Source organism: Pectobacterium aquaticum (genome assembly GCF_003382565.3).
GTDB classification, from domain to species: domain Bacteria; phylum Pseudomonadota; class Gammaproteobacteria; order Enterobacterales; family Enterobacteriaceae; genus Pectobacterium; species Pectobacterium aquaticum.
The window spans coordinates 3001307-3024909 of sequence record NZ_CP086253.1 but is presented as its reverse complement, the minus strand read 5'-3'; the positions used below and the strand labels follow the sequence as shown (position 1 = coordinate 3024909).

General features: G+C 54.1%; 14 protein-coding genes, 1 tRNA gene and 1 pseudogene. 6 read left to right on the top strand and 10 right to left on the bottom strand.

The window, feature by feature from the left end; all coding sequences use genetic code 11:
• Nucleotides 1-24 precede the first annotated feature (24 nt).
• Nucleotides 25-1500: a molybdate ABC transporter ATP-binding protein ModF gene (gene modF, locus DMB82_RS14040; RefSeq protein ID WP_116162712.1), complete on the bottom strand. Its 1476-nt coding sequence runs from the start codon at nt 1498-1500 to the stop codon at nt 25-27.
• 40 nt (nt 1501-1540) lie between these two features.
• Complete coding sequence (gene modE, locus DMB82_RS14035) at nt 1541-2332, bottom strand: molybdenum-dependent transcriptional regulator (protein ID WP_116162714.1); 792 nt, start codon at nt 2330-2332, stop codon at nt 1541-1543.
• A 320-nt stretch (nt 2333-2652) separates the two neighbouring features.
• Between modE and DMB82_RS14030 the strand changes: the two genes are divergently transcribed.
• The 4 genes from DMB82_RS14030 to modC all read left to right on the top strand — a co-directional run bounded on the left by DMB82_RS14030 (nt 2653) and on the right by modC (nt 5596).
• Entirely contained in the window at nt 2653-2808 is a 156-nt protein-coding gene (locus tag DMB82_RS14030) for an AcrZ family multidrug efflux pump-associated protein (protein ID WP_010302737.1), read from the top strand.
• 270 nt (nt 2809-3078) lie between these two features.
• Complete coding sequence (modA, locus tag DMB82_RS14025) at nt 3079-3849, top strand: molybdate ABC transporter substrate-binding protein (protein ID WP_116162716.1); 771 nt, start codon at nt 3079-3081, stop codon at nt 3847-3849.
• Nucleotides 3849-4538, top strand: coding sequence for a molybdate ABC transporter permease subunit (modB, locus tag DMB82_RS14020; RefSeq protein WP_102116628.1), 690 nt, complete (start codon nt 3849-3851; stop codon nt 4536-4538). Before modA ends, modB begins: the two co-directional genes overlap by 1 nt.
• The gene (gene modC / locus DMB82_RS14015) at nt 4538-5596 is read left to right on the top strand and encodes a molybdenum ABC transporter ATP-binding protein ModC (RefSeq protein ID WP_116162718.1); all 1059 of its coding nucleotides are present in this window, start codon (nt 4538-4540) and stop codon (nt 5594-5596) included. The genes modB and modC overlap by 1 nt, the downstream gene beginning before the upstream one ends.
• Before the next feature lie 170 nt (nt 5597-5766).
• On the opposite strand, the gene DMB82_RS14010 is transcribed toward modC, so the two are convergent.
• From DMB82_RS14010 to DMB82_RS13995, 4 genes are all read right to left on the bottom strand, one after another.
• Nucleotides 5767-6747, bottom strand: a complete 981-nt coding sequence (locus DMB82_RS14010) for a LacI family DNA-binding transcriptional regulator (RefSeq protein ID WP_102116626.1) — start codon at nt 6745-6747, stop codon at nt 5767-5769.
• Between the two features lie 124 nt (nt 6748-6871).
• Nucleotides 6872-8023: a Gfo/Idh/MocA family protein gene (locus DMB82_RS14005; RefSeq protein ID WP_116162720.1), complete on the bottom strand. Its 1152-nt coding sequence runs from the start codon at nt 8021-8023 to the stop codon at nt 6872-6874.
• Nucleotides 8020-9090, bottom strand: coding sequence for a sugar phosphate isomerase/epimerase family protein (locus DMB82_RS14000; protein WP_116162722.1), 1071 nt, complete (start codon nt 9088-9090; stop codon nt 8020-8022). Before DMB82_RS14000 ends, DMB82_RS14005 begins: the two co-directional genes overlap by 4 nt.
• A gap of 130 nt (nt 9091-9220) precedes the next feature.
• Nucleotides 9221-10465 carry an MFS transporter gene (locus DMB82_RS13995; protein ID WP_116162724.1) on the bottom strand — a complete coding sequence of 415 codons (1245 nt, stop codon included), beginning with the start codon at nt 10463-10465 and terminating at the stop codon, nt 9221-9223.
• Nucleotides 10466-10652: 187 nt separating this feature from the next.
• Between DMB82_RS13995 and glk the strand changes: the two genes are divergently transcribed.
• Complete coding sequence (glk, locus tag DMB82_RS13990; RefSeq protein ID WP_116162726.1) at nt 10653-11618, top strand: glucokinase; 966 nt, start codon at nt 10653-10655, stop codon at nt 11616-11618.
• 69 nt (nt 11619-11687) lie between these two features.
• On the opposite strand, the gene DMB82_RS13985 is transcribed toward glk, so the two are convergent.
• Entirely contained in the window at nt 11688-12509 is an 822-nt protein-coding gene (locus DMB82_RS13985) for a pyridoxal phosphatase (protein ID WP_116162728.1), read from the bottom strand.
• A gap of 272 nt (nt 12510-12781) precedes the next feature.
• On the opposite strand from DMB82_RS13985, the gene DMB82_RS13980 reads away from it, so the two are divergent.
• Nucleotides 12782-12869 (top strand) — tRNA-Ser (locus tag DMB82_RS13980).
• A gap of 407 nt (nt 12870-13276) precedes the next feature.
• Here DMB82_RS13980 and mazF read toward each other — a convergent pair.
• From mazF to DMB82_RS13965, 3 genes and pseudogenes are all read right to left on the bottom strand, one after another.
• A pseudogene (gene mazF / locus DMB82_RS13975) lies at nt 13277-13549 on the bottom strand (endoribonuclease MazF).
• A gap of 59 nt (nt 13550-13608) precedes the next feature.
• Nucleotides 13609-15117 (bottom strand): TolC family protein, encoded by a 1509-nt coding sequence (locus tag DMB82_RS13970; protein WP_102116620.1) that lies wholly within the window; start codon nt 15115-15117, stop codon nt 13609-13611.
• Between the two features lie 50 nt (nt 15118-15167).
• Complete coding sequence (locus tag DMB82_RS13965; protein WP_228399997.1) at nt 15168-23507, bottom strand: putative Ig domain-containing protein; 8340 nt, start codon at nt 23505-23507, stop codon at nt 15168-15170.
• Nucleotides 23508-23603 lie beyond the last annotated feature (96 nt).

Genomic DNA, 23603 nt, shown 5'->3' with positions numbered 1-23603 from the left:
CGTTATCATCCCTGCTTTCAGGTGTTATTGACATAACGCATCAATCTGGTAGCCGTAGATATCATTTTGCGGGACGAAAGTGAGCCGATGCGTGATGCACGTTGGCGCGTCTTCTGCGTGATGCGAGACAAAGAGTAGCTGCGTTTCGCCCTCGCCAATCAAGATATCCAGCCAGCGGCGTACCAGTTGGCGATTGAGCGGATCAAGCCCCTGTAGCGGTTCGTCAAGAATGAGTAGGGCAGGGTGTTTGACTAATGCGCGGGCAATCAGCGTCAGACGCTGCTGGCCCCAGGAGAGCGACTGAAACGGCGTATTGGCGATAGCGCCATTGAGCCCAAGCAGAGTGAGCCACTGTTCTGTCAGGTGGCGCTGACGGTCGGAAACGGCCTGATAAATCCCGATAGAGTCAAAAAAGCCCGACAGGATAACGTTGCGCACGCTGGTGCTGACGCGGTAATCCAGATGAAAGCTGCTGCTTACGTAACCGATGTGGCGCTTGATGTCCCAAATGGTTTCACCGCTGCCACGTTTACGGCCAAACAGCATGAGGTCGTTACTGTAGCCTTGCGGATGGTCGCCTGTAATCAGGCTGAGCAGTGTCGATTTCCCCGCGCCATTGGGCCCGATAATCTGCCAATGCTGACCGGGTAATACTTCCCACGTTAGCTCGTGCAGAATAGGGCGATCATTGTACTGCACCACGCCGTTACGCAGCCTAATGCGTGCCTCGTCAGATGGCAGCGTCATATATCGCTGCGGATCTTCCGGCTCTGGCAGCGAACTTCCCGACAGTTTTTCGCTAAATGCGAGCTGGGCCACCAGCGCTTCAGAGAGGATCGTTTCACGCTCGCCGACGCGGGTCAGCGTACAGTCTGCTAGTACACCGACATGGTTGATAAAGTCAGGTATATCGTCAAAGCGGTTCAGAATAAGCACCAGCGTGTAACTGGTGCCTGCCAGTTTCCTCAGCTCATCGGCAAGTTGCTGGCGGGAGGCAACGTCCAACCCATCGAAAGGCTCATCGAGAATCAGCAGGTCGGGCTGGGGCATCAGCGCCTGACATAGCATCGCTTTACGGGTTTCCCCCGTAGAGAGGTACTTGAAGCGCCGCTCCAGCAAATGCGCAATACCAAACTGGTGTGCCAGCTGTTGGCAACGCGCGGGATCGTTGAGGCTATCCTGAATCACTTCTGCCGTGGTGCGGCCAGTGTCGTCTTCACCTTCACTGAGCAGATCGGTGTTATTGCGCTGCCACTCGTCGGAAACCAGTTTTTGTAATTGTTCAAATGACAGGCGAACAGGGCGTTGAAATCCCGTGGTTCGCTCACCACTCAATAGCGACAGTTCGCCGGATAGCGACCGTGCCAATGCAGATTTACCACTTCCGTTGGCCCCGACAAAGGCCCAGCACTGGTTTTGTTCGAGCGTCAGGTCGTCCAGACGCAGCATGCGGGTGTCGCTGAGACGAAACAGCCCCTGAGTGATGTTTAACAATGACATTCTCTATCCTTCGTCAGACGGCGATAGCGCTAAAGCGACATTAACAAAGTGTGGCGATGATGACCCGGTCCGCATTGAAGCAGGCTTTCACATCCGCTCCCTGTTGCAGCTTTTGCTGCTCAAGCAAGGCATTCGGCACCATGGCACACAGGGTTTCCCCCCCGGTCAGCGTAATCAGAATTTCGCTGTTTTCTACACCGTGCTGAATGGCCTGAATTTGTCCGGGCAAAATGTTATCGACCGCGGGCGTGTTGGATGTGGCAGCGTACACATCGATCCACGGTGCTTTAATCAGTGCCAACACCTCTTTCCCTTTCTGCAATTGCAGGCGCTCGGCGCTTTGTTGCGTAATCAGGGCGCTGATCGTTGTTTTACCATCGGCGAGTAAAATATCCAGATGTTGTTGCACCTGTTCTTCGCTGCGTGCGAGCACGGTTCCAAAAAACTGATTACGGGCGCTGGTTTGCAGCGAGAAACGCGCGATGGCTGCCAGCAGGCTATCTAACGGCAGACCGTCTTCCTGCAAGACATCAAAGGCTTTTTGCTGAATCTGCGCGAGCAAATCGTACAACTGGAGAAGACGTTCGCCGTAGCGGGTGAGCTGAGCCCCGCCACCGCCTTTGCCGCCGGTCATGCGTTCGACGATGGTCTGTTCGGCTAGCTGGTTCATCTCATTGATGGCATCCCAGGCGCTTTTATAGCTAATCCCCGCCAGTTTGGCCCCCTGGCTGATTGAACCGGTATGACGAATTTGCTTGAGCAATTCAATGCGCCGCGGATCGGCGAATAAACGCTGTTGGAGTTTCAGGGTGAGAAGAATTTCAGCCTGCATAGTGAGGGCACCGTTGGTGAGTTTACTTCTCTGTATTGTCGCTATTTTCTTCATCAGGGGCAAATCGCACAAATAGACGCACTAATTTCTATTACTGCGGTAGACTACGTGGCAATTACGACGATCTCGGTTTACAGTGAAATAGCGCATTGTACCCTAGATAATTCGGGTTGCGTGAAGGCGGCAACCGCGCGAATCCTCAGGAGCTTACACAAGTAAGTGACTGGGGTGAGTAAGGGCGCCAACGCACAAGCAGCTTGAAGTATGACGGGTATAGACGGGCTAAAGTAACGGTAACCGTTGCAACAAGTGAGGTAAGCATGTTGGAGTTATTGAAGAGCCTGCTGTTTGCAGTTGCCATGGTTCCTGTGATGATGGTGATTATCATGGGCTCGATTTATTGCCTGGGCGAAGTGTTTAACGTGTTGTCCCGCATCGGTCATTCCGACGGTCAGCGCGCAAAGAATCAGCACTGATTCACGATCCTTTCCTATTTTGATGTCCGGCTTCTGGCCGGACATTTCTTTTCTACCCCCATATCTACCCTAAATAATTCGAGTTTCAGGCAGGCGGCAAGAGAAGGAATCCCGATGAGCTTACTCAGGTAAGTGATTCGGGTGAGTGAACGTAGCCAACGCACATGCAACTTGAAGTATGACGGGTAATATACCTCTTTAAAGCGCATGACACTGCTTCATCATTCGTTATATCATTATTTACACAACGATAATTGTCAGGAGACAAGAATGAAGCAGCAATGGTTAAAATGGTTTGCCGCACTAACCCTCAGTGCAGGAATGGCGTTGCCCGCTGTAGCAGAAGATAAAGTCACGGTGTTCGCCGCGGCATCACTGACCAATGCGTTGCAGGAAATCGCTACGCAATATCAGAAAGAGAAAAACGTCGCTGTCGTCGCGTCTTATGCCTCATCCTCAACGCTAGCTCGCCAGATTGAGCAAGGTGCGCCTGCCGATCTGTTCATCTCCGCTGACCAACAGTGGATGGACTACGCGCAGGATAAAAACCTGATGGATACCGCGACGCGTCACACGCTGCTGGGCAATGAGCTGGTGGTGATTGCGCCGAAGGCGAGTGCGCAGAAAGACATTAAAATTGACGATAAAACCAACTGGAAAAGCCTGCTAAAAGGCGGACGTCTGGCCGTTGGCGACCCAGATCACGTGCCTGCTGGGATCTATGCCAAAGAAGCCTTACAGAATCTGAAAGTCTGGGATGAACTTTCCCCGCTGATGGCGCGTGCCAACAACGTACGGGCAGCGATGGCGCTGGTGGAACGTGAAGAAGCCCCGCTGGGCATCGTTTACGGTTCTGATGCGGTTGCCAGCGACAAAGTTAAGGTTATCGGTACATTCCCAGCGACGAGCCACAAGCCTGTCGAATACCCGATGGCGATAGTCAAAGAGCATAAAAACGCGGCGGTTACCGGTTTTTATGACTACCTGAAAACGCCGGAAGCAGCAGCCGTATTTAAACGTTACGGCTTCGCGCCGCGTTAATGATGCTGAGTGATTACGAATGGCAGGCGGTTGAGCTGAGCCTCAAAGTTTCCGTTGTGGCTGTGGCGTGCAGCTTGCCGTTTGGGATACTGATGGCGTGGATTTTGGTGCGCTGTCGGTTCCCCGGCAAATCACTGCTGGATAGCATTATCCATTTACCACTGGTGTTACCGCCCGTGGTTATTGGCTATTTGCTGCTGGTGGCGATGGGAAGACGCGGTGTAATCGGTTCCTGGCTCTATGACTGGTTCGGTTTCAGCTTTAGTTTTAGCTGGCGCGGTGCTGCACTAGCGTCGGCGATTGTCGCGTTTCCGCTGATGGTTCGGGCGATCCGTCTTTCGCTTGATGCTGTCGATACGCATCTGGAACAGGCTGCTCGGACATTGGGTGCCTCGCCCTGGCGCGTGTTTTTCACCATCACATTACCTCTCTCTTTTCCCGGGATTGTTGTTGGAACCGTATTGGCGTTTGCCCGTTCGCTTGGCGAGTTTGGCGCGACCATTACGTTTGTTTCTAACATTCCTGGCGAAACCCGAACCATTCCACTGGCGATGTATACCCTGATTGAAACGCCCGGCGCGGAGGCTGATGCAGCAAGACTGTGTAGCATTGCCATCGTCTTGTCGCTGGCTGCGCTGTTAGCATCGGAATGGCTAACAAACTGGAGCCGCAAGCGGTTGGGGGGATAATGCTGCAACTCGATTTTCATCAACAGCTGGGTAGCCTCGAACTTCGCGTTCAGTCTGAACTGCCTGCGAACGGTATTACCGCTATTTTCGGCGTATCCGGGGCAGGGAAAACCTCGCTGATCAACGCTGTTGTTGGCCTGACTCGGCCAGATAGCGGACGGATTGTGCTCAATAATCATGTGCTGGTGGATACGCAGCAGCGTATTTTTCTTCCGCCGGAAAAGCGGCGAATCGGCTATGTATTTCAGGATGCTCGGCTGTTTCCGCACTATCGCGTGCGCGGTAATCTACGCTACGGTATGGCTGAGACAATGGAATCGCAGTTCGATGATATCGTCAGTTTACTGGGTATCGAACTGCTGCTAAATCGCTATCCACGGACGCTGTCCGGTGGAGAGAAACAGCGTGTCGCGATTGGTCGGGCCTTGCTGACCACACCGGAATTGCTGCTCATGGATGAACCGCTGGCGTCGCTGGATTTACCCAGAAAGCGCGAGCTGTTGCCGTATTTGGAACGTCTGGCGAAAGAAGTCAATATTCCGATCCTGTATGTCAGCCACAGTCTTGAAGAGATTGTCCGGTTAGCCGATCATGTTGTGGTGCTCGATAAAGGCAAAGTGAAAGCGCAGGGTCTGCTGGAAGAGGTGTGGGCTAGCAGCGCGCTACGCCCGTGGTTACCGAAAGACGAACAGAGCACTATTTTGAGTACGCGTGTGTTGGCTCAGCATGAGCATTACGCGATGACGGCGCTGGCATTAGGCGACCAGCAGGTGTGGGTCGGAAAAGTCGAACTCCCGCAGGACGCTGCGTTACGCATTCGCGTGAATGCTGCCGATGTCTCTCTGGTGCTACAGCCACCGGAAAAAAGCAGCATCCGTAATGTGCTGCGTGCCAGCGTGGTGGAGTGCATTGATGTCGATGGACAGGTTGAAGTGAAGCTTGCGGTCGGCCAGCAGACGCTGTGGTCCCGTATCACACCGTGGGCACGGGACGATCTCATGCTTCATCCTGGGCAAACGATCTATGCGCAGATTAAGAGCGTGTCGATCACGGCGTAACGATAGGCTGATGATAAAGGTATTGTTCCACCCACATCTAGCGCGCAGTCTATCAGTCTCTGTATGAAAAACTGAGTAAGGTAAAAAGTAAGTAAGGAATAGATTCAACCTGCGGTCAGCGGACCGCAGGTTATCAGATATGAAAAAGGATTGGTTTTATTCTATTCAGGTTAGCTGGATGCCCGTTCGACAAACGTCCATTCCAGTAGGCGCTTTTCTGTTTCGCTGTCCGGCTGGTCGATCTGTTGTAATAACAGCTTCACGGCCTCTCTGCCGATATGTGCGGATGGCTGTTGAATCGTACTGAGCTGAGGCGAGGTGATGTAGCCCAGCTCCGAACCATCGAAACCGATCACGGCAATATCCTGCGGCGCACTTAGCCCCGCCTCACAGATGGCAGACAGCGCGCCTGCGGCCAGCGTATCGGAGACCACAAAGACGGCATCCGGGCGTTCTGTAGCGTTAAGCAGTGCAGTCATTGCCGCTTTTCCGCCTTCATAGCTCAGCGCACTGGCATATTCTACCTTGCTATAATCAAGCACATTCCCTGCGATCACGTCACGATAGCCTTTCTCTCGCTGTTGGGCGTAGAGGTAATTCATATCGTGGTTAATCATGGCGATACGACGGCGGCCTTTGTCAATAAAGTGATTAATCACGAAGCGGGATGCCTCTGCGTCATCAATACCGACGGATGAAACGGCGGACGTATCATCATGCTCGGCACACTGCACCCAAGGTGCGGCACCAATCATGTCCTGAAGCGCAGACAGCGTTGAAATGGCGTCCATGGTGATCACGCCATCGACCATTTTGCCGGACAGCAGTTGCAGGCTGGAGTGGGCGCGAACGATGTCGGAGCCGGAGTTGCACAGCAGAATGCGGTAGCCGTTTTCTTCCGCTTCCGCCTCAATGCCTTTCACCACATCGGCGCAGAAGGGGTTGGCAATGTTGGAAACCATGACCAATAACATCTGGCTGCGCGCGGTACGTAGCTGCCGGGCCAGTAAGTTCGGCTGATAATTGCTGCTTTTTATCGCATTGAGAACACGTTCCCGGTTTTGCGGTTTCACGCTACCAATGTTGTTCAACACCCGTGAAACGGTGGCAACCGAGACCCCCGCTATCCGTGCTATTTTTTGAATCGACATAATTCAGAAGGCACTCACGCTACTTATGCTTGGCTGAGCAGATTACCATAAATATCTCTGGCTGCATCCCGCAGGCGTCGCACCTGCGGGATGAATACCGTGAGAGAATAAACGGTCTGATGCCTTAATTGGCGACCTTCACCCACGTTTGTTGCTGATGGCTTTGCACGATGGCGTCAATGATGAACATGATGTTCGCGCCATCGTAGAAGGTGGCGAAGTTGCACGGATCGACGCACGGCTGTTTGCCGTCACGCAGATAGGTATAAAAGTTCGCCATCATGTTCTTGAACGCATCTGGCCAGCCTTCGATATGCCCACCGGGAAAGTGGACCGCGGCGGCGGCTTCTGGGTTCAGCAGTCCAGGATCGTCCGACAACATCTGATTCGGTTTATCACGATGACCGATCCACAGCTGTTGCGGCGTTTCCTGATCCCACGCCAGCGACTGTTCACTGCCATTCACTTCAAACGTCAGGCGATTTTTCCGGCCAGCGCTGACCTGAGAAACGGTAAAGGATCCACGGCTGCCATCCTCAAAGCGCAGTAACACGGTCGCGTAGTCTTCGGTCTTGACCGGTTTGTTGTCGTACTCTGGCGGCGCATCGGATGATGAGAATGTGGCTGTGCCGTTCCGATTGGATTTTCGGATCGGATGGACGATGGCTAAATCGGCGAAGACGTCGACAATTTTCCGACCGGAGATAAACTGCACCGTGTCGCACCAGTGCGAGCCGATGTCGGCCACTGCACGGGAAACGCCGCCGTACTCCGGTTCAACACGCCAGTTATAGTCGGTGTCGTGCAGCATCCAGTCTTGCAGATAGCCACCGTGTACGACAAAGACGCGGCCGATCTCCTGACGCTTAATCATGCTGGCAGCCTGCTGCACCATGCCAAATTGGCGATAGACAAAGCTGACCCCGTGGACAACGTCTTTTTCTTCCGCCAGCGCCACCAGTTCACGCGCTTCCTCGCTGGTCATACACAGCGGCTTTTCCGAAAAGACGTGCTTGCCTGCCTGAATAATCTGCTTATTGATCGCCGCATGAAGATGGTTCGGCGTGCAGTTATGGATCGCATCAATACCGGGATGATTTAACAAATCAGCGACGCTGCCGTAGGCATGAGGAATGTTGAGCTGACGCGCTTTTTGCTGTGCCAGATCGAGCGAGTTTTCTGCCAGCGCCACCACCTCAACGAAGCCAAGGCGACGAATCGCTTCAATATGTGCTGGGCCAATAAAACCGGAACCAATAATGCCAACGCGAATCATTCTGCGTTCTCCTCTTTTAATCCCAACATTTTTCTGACTAACGGACGATCGTCGCTGGTCGCAGCGAAATCGTCAAAAGCGCGTCCTGCGACGGGAATAATGTGGCGGTTGATGAATGCAGCCCCTTCTTTCGCACCGCAGTTGCTGTCTTTCAGGCAGCATTCCCACTCCAGCACCGCCCAACCGTCGTAGTCGTATTGGGCCAGCTTGCTGAAGATGCCGCCGAAATCGATCTGACCATCTCCCGGTGAGCGGAAGCGCCCGGCGCGTTCAGCCCATGACTGATAGCCGCCGTAGACGCCGCTTTTGCTCGACGTGTTAAATTCCGCATCTTTCACATGGAACGCTTTGATTCGTGCATGGTAGCGATCGATAAAGCCGAGGTAGTCCATCTGCTGTAAATGCATATGGCTAGGATCGTAAAGAATGTTGGCGCGCGGGTGATGATTGACGACATCAAGGAAGCGTTCAAAGGTTACGCCGTCGTGTAAATCTTCTCCCGGATGCAGCTCATAGCACACATCCACGCCGTGCTCGTCAAAACAGTCGAGGATCGGCGTCCACAGGCGACCGAGTTCTTTAAAGGCTTCCTGAATCAGGACTTCTTTACGCGGTGGCCAGGGGTAAAAATAGGGCCAGGCCAGCGCACCGGAAAATGTAGCGTGGGCGTTTAGTCCTAAGCGTGAAGAGGCCTTTGCTGCCTGCTTGGTTGCCGCGATAGCCCACTCTTGGCGAGCCTGTGGATTGCGGCGGTAAGCCGGTGGTGCGAAATCGTCAAAGGCATCGTCATACGCAGGGTGGACGGCAACCAGTTGGCCTTCCAGATGGGTCGACAGTTCGCTGATGGTCAGCCCATGCTGTGCCAATAGACCTTTCACATCATCACAGTATGTTTGGCTGTCGGCGGCTGTAGCCAGATCGAAAATGTGCGAGTGATTGCAGGGGATTTGTAGCGCTTTAAAGTCTAATCCGGCTGCCCATTGCGCCAGATTTTCCAGCGTGTTAAAGGGAGCCTGATCGCCAATATACTGGGCGAGAAAAATACCCGGTCCTTTTAACGTCTTCATTATTACCTCCTTTGGCAACGGGTGTGGTCATGAATACCGTTGCACGATTGCGATAGCGGAGAATGCAGTGGGATGAGGTGCCATAGGCGACCTCATCCCATTTTTTCGTTAACTAATCCGTCTCAAATGCTTAAGCCCGCTCTTCTTTATATTTGAAGGAGAAGAGGAAAATGACGGCGATGATGGCTGCGGCAACCGCAGGGATCCACCAGAAGGTCGCCCAGATTTCAGGCGCGTTTAACGTGCCGTTGTTGAAGAGACGGTTATAGAGCGCACCGGAAACCTGTGAGCCCAGCAGCATACCGATACCGTAGGTGAACAGGACCACCATACTTTGTGCCTGACCTTTGATTTTCTCTCCCGCGATGCGGTCGGTATAGATGAAGCCAATGACGAAGAAGAAGTCATAGCAGATACCGTGCAGCAGGATACCGATGTAGAGCAACCAGCGTGTTTCTTCATTCACGCCCATCGCGAAGAGGGCATAGCGTACGAACCACGCCAGCATGCCGATGAACAGCATGTATTTCACGCCCAGCTTTCTAAACAGCAGCGGAATGATCAGCATGAAGACGATTTCGGACATCTGACCAAACGACATCGCGGTGCTGACGTCGCTGATACCCGCATTGCTCAGGAAGGAGGCGGTGTAAGCGTAGTAGGTGCCCAGCGGAATAGAGATCAGCATGGCGCAGGTGGCAAAGACCAGGAAGTGGCCTTTCTTCAGCAGCGCAAATGCATCAGCACAGAACAGGTCGCGCACTGCCAGCGGCAAGCCTTTGGCTGGCGCTGGAGTATGCGGCAGCGTCAGGCTGTAGGCTGCCAGAATGGCAGAGCAGGCGGCAGCGACGTAGAAAATATTGACGCTTGCGGAGATGCCCGCCGTCCCGATGCAGACACCGGCAACGATCCAACCAATGGTGCCGAATACCCGCACAACCGGGAAGCTCTTCTCACTGTTAGTCAGGTTATGGAACGCGATGTTGTTGGTTAACGCCAGCGTTGGCATAAAGCACAGTGTGTAGGCGAACAGCAGGATCAGCAGTTGTGAACCATCTTCGTTGATTAACGCGGTGGGCACAAACCACAGGATGACCGCGCCGAGCAGGTGCAGCAGCGCCATGACTTTTTGTGATGGGAAGAAGCGGTCAACCACCATACCCAGTACAAACGGCGACAGGATTGAGGCGATCGGTCCGGCAGAGAAGGCGTCGCCAATCATGGCGGCCAGGTTGTGCTGTGTCATAACTAGGCCCAGGGTGACAGACCATGAACCCCAGATGAAGAACTCTAGAAACATCATGAGTGACAGTCTGGGAACCACGAAGGCCGGCTGTAACGATTTGGTCGCTGTGTTTTCAGATGAAGAAACCATGTGGTATCCCTCTTAAAAGTAATCGATTACAATTTGTGTTTTCTAAATGTAATCGATTACTTTTAACTTAACCGCAGCTTTTAGACATAAATGAGATCCTTATCACTAGAAAGTTATATGGCCATAGCGTAGCTGGCTGTTTTCGCGCAATGATCGGGTATCTGCTTTGTTTGAGGGGAAAAGAAGAATGACGCACTTTGTTTTAGTGGGCGATGTCGGTGGCACCAATACGCGTTTGGCGCTATGTGATGCTACAACGGGCGAATTGTCGCAAATCGAAACCTATTCCGGGCTGGATTTCCCTTCTCTGGAAGGGGCCATTCGTGATTATCTCGATTCGCGACAGGTCACGGTACAGGATGCCTGTATCGCGATTGCCTGCCCGATTACCGGTGACTGGGTGGCAATGACGAACCACACCTGGGCATTTTCCATCGCAGAAATGAAAGCGAGTCTGGGTCTGCGCCACTTTGAGGTCATCAACGATTTTACCGCCGTTTCCATGGCGGTGCCGGTGATGGCTAACGCGGATTTACTCCAATTTGGTGGCGGGGAGCCCGTGCCAGGTAAACCGATCGCTGTGTATGGTGCAGGCACGGGATTAGGCGTCGCTCATTTGGTCCATGCCGCCAATCAATGGATTAGCCTGCCGGGTGAGGGCGGGCATGTAGATTTCGCGCCGAATAGCGATGAAGAAGACAAAATTCTCTCTGTTTTGCGCCAGTCGCTCGGGCATGTTTCCGCTGAGCGTATACTCTCCGGGCAGGGGCTGGTGAATATCTACCGTGCCGTGGTGCTGTCTGATGACCGCACGCCGGAGGAATTGGAGCCGAAAGATATTACCGAACGTGCTGTCAACAATACGGATGTGGACTGTCGCCGCGCGCTGTCGCTCTTCTGCGTTATCATGGGACGCTTCGGTGGCAATTTGGCGTTAAATTTAGGCACATTTGGCGGTGTGTATATTGCTGGCGGCATCGTTCCGCGCTTTCTGGAGTTCTTTAAAGCCTCCGGTTTCCGGGCGGCTTTTGAAGACAAAGGACGGTTCAAAGGCTATATGCAGGATATCCCTGTGTACCTGATTACCCATGAACAGCCAGGATTAATGGGGGCGGGGGCGTACCTGCGGCAGGTGTTGGGCAGCGCGCTGTAAGTCAGTTTTCTCGTCGAACGCAATCAGGAAAAGCGACAGCTCTCGCTTGCCTGATTGCGTTACCGTTGGTTATGCCAGAATGCGGGTGCGGATGACATCGGCGATGCTGGGTTCTTCATTGCTGCCAATCACCAGATCGGCTCGCGCTTTGATTTCATCGGCGCTATTGCCCATCGCGACGCCTAATCCTACGCCTTCCAGCATGCTGATATCGTTAAAGTTATCGCCGAATGCTACGACGTCCTTCATGCTGATGCCCTGTTCGCCAAGCCATTGCTGGAGCAGTTTGCCTTTACTGTTGCCGGTTTGGGCGATATCAACCTGATCCTGCCATGACCACTCGCAGGCCAACCCGAGCTGCTTTTCCACTTCTGCGGCGAAATGGTTCAGTGTGGGAACATCGGCGTGCGTTGTCGCGAATTTCCAGATCGCGTGGGACGCTTCAGTCTGACGCACCAGATTTTCTACCTGAGCGAAACGAGGACGCTGCTGTTCCGGCAGGTTAGCCGCCCATGCCAGCGTGCGGACTACGTGCCCGGTAGGATACTGGTAATACATGTCATCATCGGCATACATCAGCCCATGAATATCACATTCCTCTAGCAGCGTGATGACATTTTTGGCCTGTTCGACAGAGAGTGGATTGGTGTGCGACGCTTGACCTCGCTGGTAATCATAAACGTAGGTGCCGTTACAGCAGATGGCGGGCGTATCCAACTGCAACCCCTGATAAAAAGGGTGGATTGCCGAGTGGTGGCGTCCGGTGACGATCATCACTTTTATGCCTTGCTGACGGGCCAGCGCGAGTGCGCTGAGCGATTCGGGCAGGATTTTTTTCTGTTGATTCAGTAGTGTACCATCAAGATCAAGTGCAATTACTCGGTAGGTCATCGTTGTCTCGCAAATAAAAATGTGTGTATCAAATGAGTCTTACGATAAAGGACGCGGCGAAAAATAGACAGACAACAGCGAGATAAAAATATCTGGGCTTATTTGATGATGAAGGATTCAGATCGGCAGTGGGAAATAAGGTTAAACGGGCGGTTTTACAACACCATTGTCGATTTTCTATGCTTTCAACGGCTTATCATCTATTTTTTAAGCAGTTGAACACAACGTGGCTTTACAATGTGCGGTGTACTGTTTATAGTGCGCGTCATTGCGGAGGAGTGGCCGAGTGGTTGAAGGCACCGGTCTTGAAAACCGGCGACGCGAAAGTGTTCTAGAGTTCGAATCTCTACTCCTCCGCCACACATTCAATAGAATCAACAAGTTATGAATTGTTTTTGATTCTGTCCTGCATAAAGTGCAGCATAAAAGCTTCCTTAGCCGGAGGCTTTTTTTGTATCCGGCCTATCTATTTTTCATCTTATTTCTCCCTGATTATCCGCTCATCTCCTCTTGTCCATATCGTCAGCAATTATCAAGGATACCGACAAACCGTTTGCTGAAAAAGTGCTCATGGGCGAGTTTGATCGGCTGTTTAACCTCTACCTGAGCAAAAATGACCACATGATGGATACCAAGGTCGCTGATGCCATGAAGATGAACGAAAAAGAAGAAGAGGAAAAATAGTGGTATCAGCAGTAACGATGATGATTTATTGGTCTTTTCAGATAGTAGTAGGTGGTGTTTTCTAGCACCACCGAACGGAATTGTTAGCCAATCAAAGCCTTAGCTTTTGCTCTGATGATTTCTAATTCATCAGTAGTCACTTTGCCTTTCTTTGTTGCCTTACCGTTACGCCAGTCTACACAAGTGACCTGATCGGCGAGAGCCACGCTTTAACGGTCTCCAGATAATTCGACTTCGAAGCTATATTCTTTGCGCTGGGTTGTGCATGGGACGCATAAGCACATTCCGGTCAAAGTATTATAAGCGAAGGGGCTAAGAACAACAGTGGGGCGATGTCCTCCCTGCTCATGCCCCACTACCGGATCAAAATCTAACCATCTTCTGCTTTACTTATGCCAGTGAAAGCATAACCCCATCAGAAAGATTGCAATGTAGTGATGTTACCCTGCTGCCAATTCATTTCAGACTGACGTAACGCCTTACTGATATCAGCCAGATTATTTGTAGGTAATGTTTTGGGTAACAGGTCGAACCCCACGGTTGAAAGGATCTGACCGTAGGTATTACGCAACTCAGCATACGCTAAATCCTGACGCAGGTTGGCGTTGAGTGCATTAAGCTCACCTTGTATCAGTTGTAACTCACCGATGCCGTGTGCCTTGTAGCGGTTTCGTAACTGTTCGACAATCTGACCGTCAAGTTCATGCAGTTCGGTGCTGGTTTTGTACTGTCTCTGGGCTTCACTGAAGTTGGCCCGCGCAATATACAGCTGTGCCATGATCGCCAATGACATGGCTTGGCGTTGTACTTCTGAGACAGATTCGTTTGCTTGTGCCGTTTTGTAGGCGGCTGGGCCAGATATCACGTTAAACAGATTCCAGGTCGCTTTTACCCCTACGTCTACCCAACTGTTATTGATGAGAAAGGAGTTGCTGTCATAGTGGCCGCCAGCGCTAATCTCAACACCAGGTAACATACGCAGCAGTGACTTGCGGGTTTCCGCCGCGTGGATACGTGCTTGATAATCCTGCTCCTTGAGTTCAGGGCGATGGGTCAATGCACTCAGTTCGAGTGTTTTCATATCCATCGTTAGCTGGGGAACGGCCATTTCCTTACTGTCTGGCAATGCCAGCGTATAAGGTGTATCCAAGGGCATATTCATTAGCGCAGCCAATTCGGTTTTTGCTAATGATAACGCACGACGCTGCTCTTCTAACTGCCGAGTCGCTTCAATTAGCGCTCTGCGGTAGCTCAGTACTTCTACCGGGTCGCCAATTTGCTGTGTTGTCATGCGTTCACTGGCTTCTCGCGCTTGATTGACGCGCGCAAGTAAATCATCAATGTGCCCTAACAGTCGTTCAGCGGTGACAGCACGCCAATAGGCTGAGCGTACATCCTGAAGGATGGTGTGTACCACTTTGCGTTTGCGTTCATCGGCAATCCAGCGTTGGTCGGCACGCTGTTTGGCGGTGACATAGCTCACCCCGAAATCGAGCACGTTCCACACCATGGTGAGATCGGCAACGTTACGATCGCGATCTAATGACGTTGAAGGCTCCACGGACTCTTTACCGCTAAAAATATTGCGGCTACGGGATTCACTGGCATTGTTACGCCCAACGTAACCGGCAGACATCGCAACACGCGGTAGCATGTCATAGCGTGCCAGCTCCAACTGTTGCTGTGACAGTGCCTGCTCCATGACCTTCAGCCGAGCTTCCAGGTTGTACTTGAGTGCCCTGGCCATGGCATCGTAGAGCGTAATCGATGTGCTTACCGGCTCCTGCTGACTGAACATCACCACTCTGTCTTGCTGGGCTCGCTGAGTGCTTTGTTGCTTCGAAATCGGGTCAGTGGTGACGGCACAGCCGCTGATTGTCACCATGATCAGGCTAAGACTGAACAATTTTCGCCCTTTGGACACGATCCCCCCATGCTTTCTAACCTCGTTTGCTGCTGTCATTATTGTTGTACTCATGAACGTTCTGCCTCAATGCTGTGTTTATCCATATCAAGCAACGCCTGTTCGATAACCGCCAGTCGTTGTAATTTCAAATTGCCAATGCTTTGTAACTGCTGTTCTAAGTTAGGTGCAAATTCCATGGCAGTTGCATCCGGTAGTGATGTCAGTGGGGTGCGACTGTTGTTATCAACGTTAACCCCTTGCCAACTTCCGCGGGAGAACACTTCCATCGGCGTAATCGATGGAAGATTCATGCCAGAGAACACACCCGATAAGGTAGAATTTCCCCCTAACGCCCCGCCGTTATTAAAGCTGGGGAACGCGCCAAGTGAGCTATCAAACCGGCTTGTCGTCCCCACATCAAGGCTTCCCGGCGCAAACGTATTCGCTATCTGGCCCATGGGCATTGCGCCTGCTTGGGGTTGATTTACAGGAGACTGAAAAAGCGTTGATGTTACCGTTGATGTATTGGTCGTTCTGTTGGCATCAAACCCTGGAAGTGACGCTTGAGAGAATATGCTACCCAGCGTAATGGGGGTATTCTGTGACTGGCCCAAAGTTATCGTCACCGAATTCGTCGGTGACATTATAGGTGTTTGATCATTACTCCCCAGTCTGAATTCAGGATCGCCACCGTTTACGGCAGCAGGGGTAACCGACATGCTGAATGTGGTGCTGACCGCGGCATTGCTGCCGTCGGTGGCGGTCACCCTAATGCTCAGATTGCCGACATCGCCGTTAGCTGGCGTGCCGGAGAAGGTGCCGGTGGCCGGGTTAAAGCTGAGCCAGCTCGGCAGGGCAGAGCCGTCCGCCAGCGTGGCGCTGAGGGTCAAGGTATCGCCCACATCGGAGTCGGTAAACAGGCCGCCCGGCAGGGTGAAATTCAGCGGGCTGTCCTGCGCCACGCTTTGTGGTGCCACGCTGCCGGAAACCACCGGTGCATCATTGATATTGCTGACGGTCAGTGCAAAGGTGGCGCTGGCCGCGGCATTGCTGCCGTCGGTGGCGGTCACCCTAATGCTCAGATTGCCGACATCGCCGTTAGCTGGCGTGCCGGAGAAGGTGCCGGTGGCCGGGTTAAAGCTGAGCCAGCTCGGCAGGGCAGAGCCGTCCGCCAGCGTGGCGCTGAGGGTCAAGGTATCGCCCACATCGGAGTCGGTAAACAGGCCGCCCGGCAGGGTGAAATTCAGCGGGCTGTCCTGCGCCACGCTTTGTGGTGCCACGCTGCCGGAAACCACCGGTGCATCATTGATATTGCTGACGGTCAGTGCAAAGGTGGCGCTGGCCGCGGCATTGCTGCCGTCGGTGGCGGTCACCCTGATACTCAGGCTGCCGACATCGCCGTTAGCTGGCGTGCCGGAGAAGGTGCCGGTGGCCGGGTTAAAGCTGAGCCAGCTCGGCAGGGCAGAGCCGTCCGCCAGCGTGGCGCTGAGGGTTAAGGTATCGCCCACATCGGAGTCGGTAAACAGGCCGCCCGGCAGGGTGAAATTCAGCGGGCTGCCCTGCGCCACACTTTGTAGCGACACGCTGCCGGAAGCCACCGGTGCATCATTGATATTGCTGACGGTCAGTGCAAAGGTGGCGCTGGCCGCGGCATTGCTGCCGTCGGTGGCGGTCACCCTAATGCTCAGATTGCCGACATCGCCGTTAGCTGGCGTGCCGGAGAAGGTGCCGGTGGCCGGGTTAAAGCTGAGCCAGCTCGGCAGCGCCGAGCCGTCCGCCAGCGTGGCGCTGAGGGTCAAGGTATCGCCCACATCGGAGTCGGTAAACAGGCCGCCCGGCAGGGTGAAATTCAGCGGGCTGTCCTGCGCCACGCTTTGTGGTGCCACGCTGCCGGAAACCACCGGTGCATCATTGATATTGCTGACGGTCAGTGCAAAGGTGGCGCTGGCCGCGGCATTGCTGCCGTCGGTGGCGGTCACCCTGATACTCAGGCTGCCGACATCGCCGTTAGCTGGCGTGCCGGAGAAGGTGCCGGTGGCCGGGTTAAAGCTGAGCCAGCTCGGCAGCGCCGAGCCGTCCGCCAGCGTGGCGCTGAGGGTTAAGGTATCGCCCACATCGGAGTCGGTAAACAGGCCGCCCGGCAGGGTGAAATTCAGCGGGCTGCCCTGCGCCACACTTTGTAGCGACACGCTGCCGGAAGCCACCGGTGCATCATTGATATTGCTGACGGTCAGTGCAAAGGTGGCGCTGGCCGCGGCATTGCTGCCGTCGGTGGCGGTCACCCTGATACTCAGGCTGCCGACATCGCCGTTAGCTGGCGTGCCGGAGAAGGTGCCGGTGGCCGGGTTAAAGCTGAGCCAGCTCGGCAGGGCAGAGCCGTCCGCCAGCGTGGCGCTGAGGGTTAAGGTATCGCCCACATCGGAGTCGGTAAACAGGCCGCCCGGCAGGGTGAAATTCAGCGGGCTGTCCTGCGCCACGCTTTGTGGCGACACGCTGCCGGAAGCCACCGGTGCATCATTGATATTGCTGACGGTCAGTGCAAAGGTGGTGCTGACCGCTGCATCGCCATCGCTCGCCGTCACCCTGATACTCAGGCTGCCGACATCGCCGTTAGCTGGCGTGCCGGAGAAGGTGCCGGTGGCCGGGTTAAAGCTGAGCCAGCTCGGCAGCGCCGAGCCGTCCGCCAGCGTGGCGCTGAGGGTCAAGGTATCGCCCACATCGGAGTCGGTAAACAGGCCGCCCGGCAGGGTGAAATTCAGCGGGCTGTCCTGCGCCACGCTTTGTGGTGCCACGCTGCCGGAAACCACCGGTGCATCATTGATATTGCTGACGGTCAGTGCAAAGGTGGCGCTGGCCGCGGCATTGCTGCCGTCGGTGGCGGTCACCCTAATGCTCAGGCTGCCGACATCACTGTTGCCCGGCGTACCAGAGAAGGTGCCGGTGGCCGAGCTAAAGCTGAGCCAACTCGGCAGGGCAGAGCCGTCCGCCAGCGTGGCGCTGAGGGTCAAGGTATCGCCCACATCGGAGTCGGTAAACAGGCCGCCCGGCAGGGTGAAATTCAGCGGGCTGTCCTGCGCCACGCTTTGTAGCGACACGCTGCCGGAAGCCACCGGTGCATCATTGATATTGCTGACGGTCAGTGCAAAGGTGGTGCTGACCGCGGCATCGCCATCGCTCGCCGTCACCCTGATACTCAGGCTGCCGACATCACTGTTGCTCGGCGTACCGGAGAAGGTGCCGGTGGCCGGGTTAAAGCTGAGCCAGCTCGGCAGGGCAGAGCCGTCCGCCAGCGTGGCGCTGAGGGTCAAGGTATCGCCCACATCGGAGTCGGTAAACAGGCCGCCCGGCAGGGTGAAATTCAGCGGGCTGTCCTGCGCCACGCTTTGTGGCGACACGCTGCCGGAAGCCACCGGTGCATCATTGATATTGCTGACGGTCAGTGCAAAGGTGGTGCTGACCGCGGCATTGCTGCCGTCGGTGGCGGTCACCCTAATGCTCAGGCTGCCGACATCACTGTTGCCCGGCGTACCAGAGAAGGTGCCGGTGGCCGAGCTAAAGCTGAGCCAACTCGGCAGGGCAGAGCCGTCCGCCAGCGTGGCGCTGAGGGTCAAGGTATCGCCCACATCGGAGTCGGTAAACAGGCCGCCCGGCAGGGTGAAATTCAGCGGGCTGTCCTGCGCCACGCTTTGTGGCGACACGCTGCCGGAAGCCACCGGTGCATCATTGATATTGCTGACGGTCAGTGCAAAGGTGGTGCTGACCGCGGCATTGCTGCCGTCGGTGGCGGTCACCCTAATGCTCAGGCTGCCGACATCACTGTTGCCCGGCGTACCAGAGAAGGTGCCGGTGGCCGAGCTAAAGCTGAGCCAACTCGGCAGGGCAGAGCCGTCCGCCAGCGTAGCGCTGAGGGTTAAGGTGTCACCCACATCGGAGTCGGTAAATGTGCCTGTCGGAACGCTAAAACTGAGACTGCCGTCTTGTGCGATAGTCTGGTCAGCGAGGGGGGTGGCGACCACAGGTGCGTGGTTATTGTCGTTGACCGTTAACCCAAAGGTGGTGCTAACCGATGCATTACTGCTGTCCGTTGCCGTTATTCTGATCGTCAGATTACCGATATCAGCGTTAGCCGGTGTTCCTGAGAAGGTTCTGGTAGCGGGATTGAAGCTCAGCCAGCTCGGGAGTGCCGAGCCATCTGACTGTGTTGCGCTCAGTGTCAACACGTCGCCATTATCGACATCGACAAAAGTACCCACTGGCACGGTGAAGCTGAAGACGGCGTCTTTGGTTGCACTTTGGCTACTGACTGTACTGTCGATAGTGGGGGCATCATTCACACTGGTGACGACCAATGAGACTTGTGCATTGTTGGTCGAGAATGCGCTGCTGTCGCCAGATGTCGAGGTGTCCGCTAGGCCTTTACTGCCACCAACTGTCGCGCTACCACTGGTTTGATCCCACGCCTTGAAGCTCAGCGTGGTCGTTTCACCATTGGCGCTGTCCGGTACATAACGAAGCTGCGCCGTTGAGCCTAACAGCAGCGCCGATGAGCCAGATACTGTCCCGATACTAAACCAGTTAGCGCCATTATCCGTGGAGTACTGCCAGTCGCCATTCCCTGCCGCGGTAGTAATCGCAATGCCGCCGGATGCCCCGCTATCGACATCCCCATAGCCTGCGCCGTTAAGCAACGACGACACCGTAGTGGCAGATGACGTCACATCCTCCGTCGTTGAGGCCAGGTTTACCGTCATGCCGCTCGATAACGTCGGCGCATCGTTAACCGATGTTACGTTGAGGGTCATCGTCCCGGTATTGCCGGACAACACCGTACCATCACTGACCTTCCAGGTGAAGGTGGCATAACCCACGCCGTTGGCATTTGCCGTCGCGCGGAAGGTCAGTTTGCCGATGTCAGCCGCGCTGACCACCGAGCCATTGCTAAGCAAGGTATCGCCGCCACCGCGTACCCCGTCATTGTTGGCGTCAATAAACAACTCACCGGCGCTCGGCCCGGTGACGATAGTGATGGATTGCAGTGTGTCGCCAGTGTCTACATCACTGAAACCAAAGTCTGAGGCAGTGAACGTCTGGGCCGTATCTTCATTGAAGGTTTTGCTGATATTGGTGTCGCTGATGACCGGTGCGTCGTTGACCGCTGTTACATTGAGCGTCATGCTCCCTATGTCAGTGGACGATGCTGTACCATCGCTGACCGTCCAGGTAAAGGTGGCATACCCCGCGCCGTTGGCATTCGCCGCCGGGTGGAAGGTCAGTTTGCTGATGTCGGCCGCACTGACCACCGCACCATCGCCAAGCAACGTATCGCCGACGCCGCGCACACCGTCGCTATTGGCGTCAATAAACAGCTCACCGGCGGTCGGTGCCGTGACGATGGTAATGGATTGCAGCGTGTCGCTGCTGTCCACATCACTGAAACCAAAATCGGCGGCGCTAAAGCTCTGGGCGCTATCTTCATTGAAAGTTTTGCTGACAGACGGGGTGCTGATGGTCGGTGCATCGTTGACTGGCGTGATGGCCAGCACCGCCTGATTAGTCCCCGTGCTATTGAGCGACCCGTCATTAAAGGTCCAGTTCAGGGTGACGCTGGTCGGTGGATTGTCAGAACTGTTGGTATAGGTCAGGGATTGCAGCACCGCATCTACCATCGCCGAGGTGGCACTGCTATTGAACGTCAGCGTCAGCGTGCCAGCGGAATTGGTTGTGACACTGCCCACCGTCGTACCGTTGTAGGTGAAGTTTTGTCCTTGCGTCAGCGTGCCTAACAGCCCGCTATTGCCGAAGAGATCGTTACTGCTGGCTCCACCATTGCGGGCGAGAGTGATCGACGCACCGTTATAGTTGCCCTGCCCACTGTTCAGGCCATCCAATTCGGTATCGGCGACGGTGACATTGTTATCCATCACCACCGCGCTGCCATTTTCGGTATAGGTCGTACCACCGTTCAGGTTGCTGAATACCGGGGCGGTATTGACGGTTGACGTTATTGATGAACTGTTGACCGCTGTTAGTGCGCCCGAGGTTGCGCGCAACGCCAGTGTATTGGCGCTGCCACTGTTGGTGTACTGAATGATCAGTCCCGTGTAAGTGGCGATACCGCCAGACTGCGTTAATGTTACCGTCGTAGCGCTGGCATCCTGATCGCCAGAGGTGACTGTCAGGCTATTGACCGTTCCATCGACGACACTGTCGTTAGGGTCAGTCACCGAGAGCACGATATTGGTGGTGTAATCCTGATCTACCATGCCATTGGCATCGACTGCCTGTACCACGGGGGTTACGGTGAAGGACGTACTCTGCCCGTCTTGAATAACAGTTGGTGTTGGCTGCGTGGAAAAGACCAATCCTGTGGCAACCACATCGGGATTAATGGCAGCTGATGTGGTGCTGGCGAGACTACCGGACGCCGCCGTCAGCACGAAGTTAGCATCGGCATCACTGGCCGAGGTGTACTTCACTCCGCTAAAGGTGGCAATACCGTTTGAGGCGGTTACCTGGGTGGTGCCGGTCAGCGAGCCGCTACCATTTTCGCTCAATGTCACCGAACTGCTGAAATCAGTATCAATATTGCCACGATCGTCAACGGCGAAGATCACGGGCTGATTGGTGAAATTAATTCCGCTGACCACCGACGTCGAGGGTGCTTGGTTATAAATCAACTTGGTGGCGACGACGTCAATGCTGGCGCCGCTACCGTTGGTCACGCTGGTCTGGGCACCCGTAAAGGTGGAACTTCCCGACTCAGTGGCCACGTTACTGGCATTGATGGACAGTATTACCGTGTGATGATCGGTGATGTCGTTACTGCTGGCGTTATCGTTGAGATAGGCTTTGATGGTATAGGTTTCGTGGCCGCCGTCGCTAATCGACACATTCAGCCCAGAAAATGTGATTCTACCAGTACTACTGTCGTACGTGCCCACCACGTTAGAGGCATCGGGGCCGCTGAGCAGAAAGGTCATATTACTCAGTTCTGATGATGTCGCACTTCCACTGACGTTTGCGTATAACTCGCTGACGGTAGTGGCTGCCCCGTCCGAATCACCGGTGTCCGTAATCGTGAAATCCATCAGTGACGTCGCGCTGCCCACTGACGTCGCCGTGGTAGAAAACGTTGTCGCCTCGCTAGCGGCGCCAGCGGTTAGCGTAGAGGTCGAGTCTTTTGGCGTAATCGCTTTAACATCGGTGATAATAATGTTTTGAAAAAGGCCAAAGTCATCCGAGGTAAATACCACTGACGTCACATCATTCAATGTTGTTAAGCCACTGTAGGTATGAAATGAATCCGCGCCAGGAGTAAGAGAGAAAGAATTGGTGACACCCTCTTTAACATAATAAATCGTCAGATTACCGGTTCGAAGTTGCGTTTCGAATCCCGTCAAATCAAAGCTATAGCCACTTTGTACCGAGATCTCGAAATCCATACCACTACCGCCATTACGGTCGGATAGCGAATAGATCCCCGGCCCAATCCCACCACCGGAAATCTGGTAATTAGGGTCTGTATCTTCCTGAATATCGAGATAACTCGCGCTCTTTCCTGTGATTGTTGAGCCAGCCTTAAACGTGAAACTCGCCCCGTCGATAGTGCGCACGAACATATTATTATTATTTGCATCCGTATCTTCTTGCGAATCTACGACAAATGTTACCGTTGAGAGCACGTGTGAGTAATCGGATACGCTCAGGACATCGGCCTGAATACTACCCACTGATGTTTCGAGTACCCAGTCACCGCCTAGCGCGGCAGCACCGGTGTTATCGTTAGAAGCCGCAATGTCAGCGCCAGTTGTATCACTTAACAGCTGTATAAATGCGGATCCTCCGGGTGACCCAATATCACATCCATAGAACAGAATGTCTCCTGTCTCTGTGAGGGCAGAACCGAGAGTGGCTAAATCAGAGGCTCTTGTTAACGCGGTATTCGTGTTTAACGCCAGTGTTCCGAGTGAAACCTGCCCCTCACTGCCATGGCTGATAATGTGAATTGCATCATAACCGTGGTGGGTTTGTGCCCACTCTGCCATCTGGGTCAGTCCGTCTTTGCTGCTGTCCAGCAATACGACATCTACACCAGAAGGCACTTGGTTTACCAATGTTTGGTAATCAGCCACCGAGGTGTCAATGAAAACCACCTCTTTGTGGGGCTGTATTACATTACTATCAATAGCCACCGCTGTACTGTCGGTGTTATCGGTATGCACCGATGCCTCTGCATTCGTGTCCTGGGAGGTATGTTGCGTGGTACTGGCCTGATCTGCGGTAGCGGCAATGGCACCATCAAACAACATGCGAGCTTCTAATACATATCCCAATGGTATGTCAGAAATCTCTTTACGAGAGCACACTGGGTAGTTGCCTTTCTTACGGAACAGATGACGCCATAACATAGAGATACCCCAAAGCCACGAAGTGCTGTCAACAATAAAGCGGGTTAGTATCAAGAACGATTAAAAATAATTACCGGCTATAATCAATGACTGTGT

Bases quoted from the DNA above. Each gene is read 5' to 3' on its own strand.
- DMB82_RS14010 (WP_102116626.1), bottom strand. From the start codon at position 6,747: ATGTCGATTCAAAAAATAGCACGGATAGCGGGGGTCTCGGTTGCCACC.
- modA (WP_116162716.1), top strand. From the start codon at position 3,079: ATGAAGCAGCAATGGTTAAAATGGTTTGCCGCACTAACCCTCAGTGCA.
- glk (WP_116162726.1), top strand. From the start codon at position 10,653: ATGACGCACTTTGTTTTAGTGGGCGATGTCGGTGGCACCAATACGCGT.
- DMB82_RS13985 (WP_116162728.1), bottom strand. From the start codon at position 12,509: ATGACCTACCGAGTAATTGCACTTGATCTTGATGGTACACTACTGAAT.
- modC (WP_116162718.1), top strand. From the start codon at position 4,538: ATGCTGCAACTCGATTTTCATCAACAGCTGGGTAGCCTCGAACTTCGC.
- modF (WP_116162712.1), bottom strand. From the start codon at position 1,500: ATGTCATTGTTAAACATCACTCAGGGGCTGTTTCGTCTCAGCGACACC.
- modB (WP_102116628.1), top strand. From the start codon at position 3,849: ATGATGCTGAGTGATTACGAATGGCAGGCGGTTGAGCTGAGCCTCAAA.
- DMB82_RS14005 (WP_116162720.1), bottom strand. From the start codon at position 8,023: ATGATTCGCGTTGGCATTATTGGTTCCGGTTTTATTGGCCCAGCACAT.
- DMB82_RS14000 (WP_116162722.1), bottom strand. From the start codon at position 9,090: ATGAAGACGTTAAAAGGACCGGGTATTTTTCTCGCCCAGTATATTGGC.
- modE (WP_116162714.1), bottom strand. From the start codon at position 2,332: ATGCAGGCTGAAATTCTTCTCACCCTGAAACTCCAACAGCGTTTATTC.
- DMB82_RS14030 (WP_010302737.1), top strand. From the start codon at position 2,653: ATGTTGGAGTTATTGAAGAGCCTGCTGTTTGCAGTTGCCATGGTTCCT.
- DMB82_RS13995 (WP_116162724.1), bottom strand. From the start codon at position 10,465: ATGGTTTCTTCATCTGAAAACACAGCGACCAAATCGTTACAGCCGGCC.
- DMB82_RS13965 (WP_228399997.1), bottom strand. From the start codon at position 23,507: ATGTTATGGCGTCATCTGTTCCGTAAGAAAGGCAACTACCCAGTGTGC.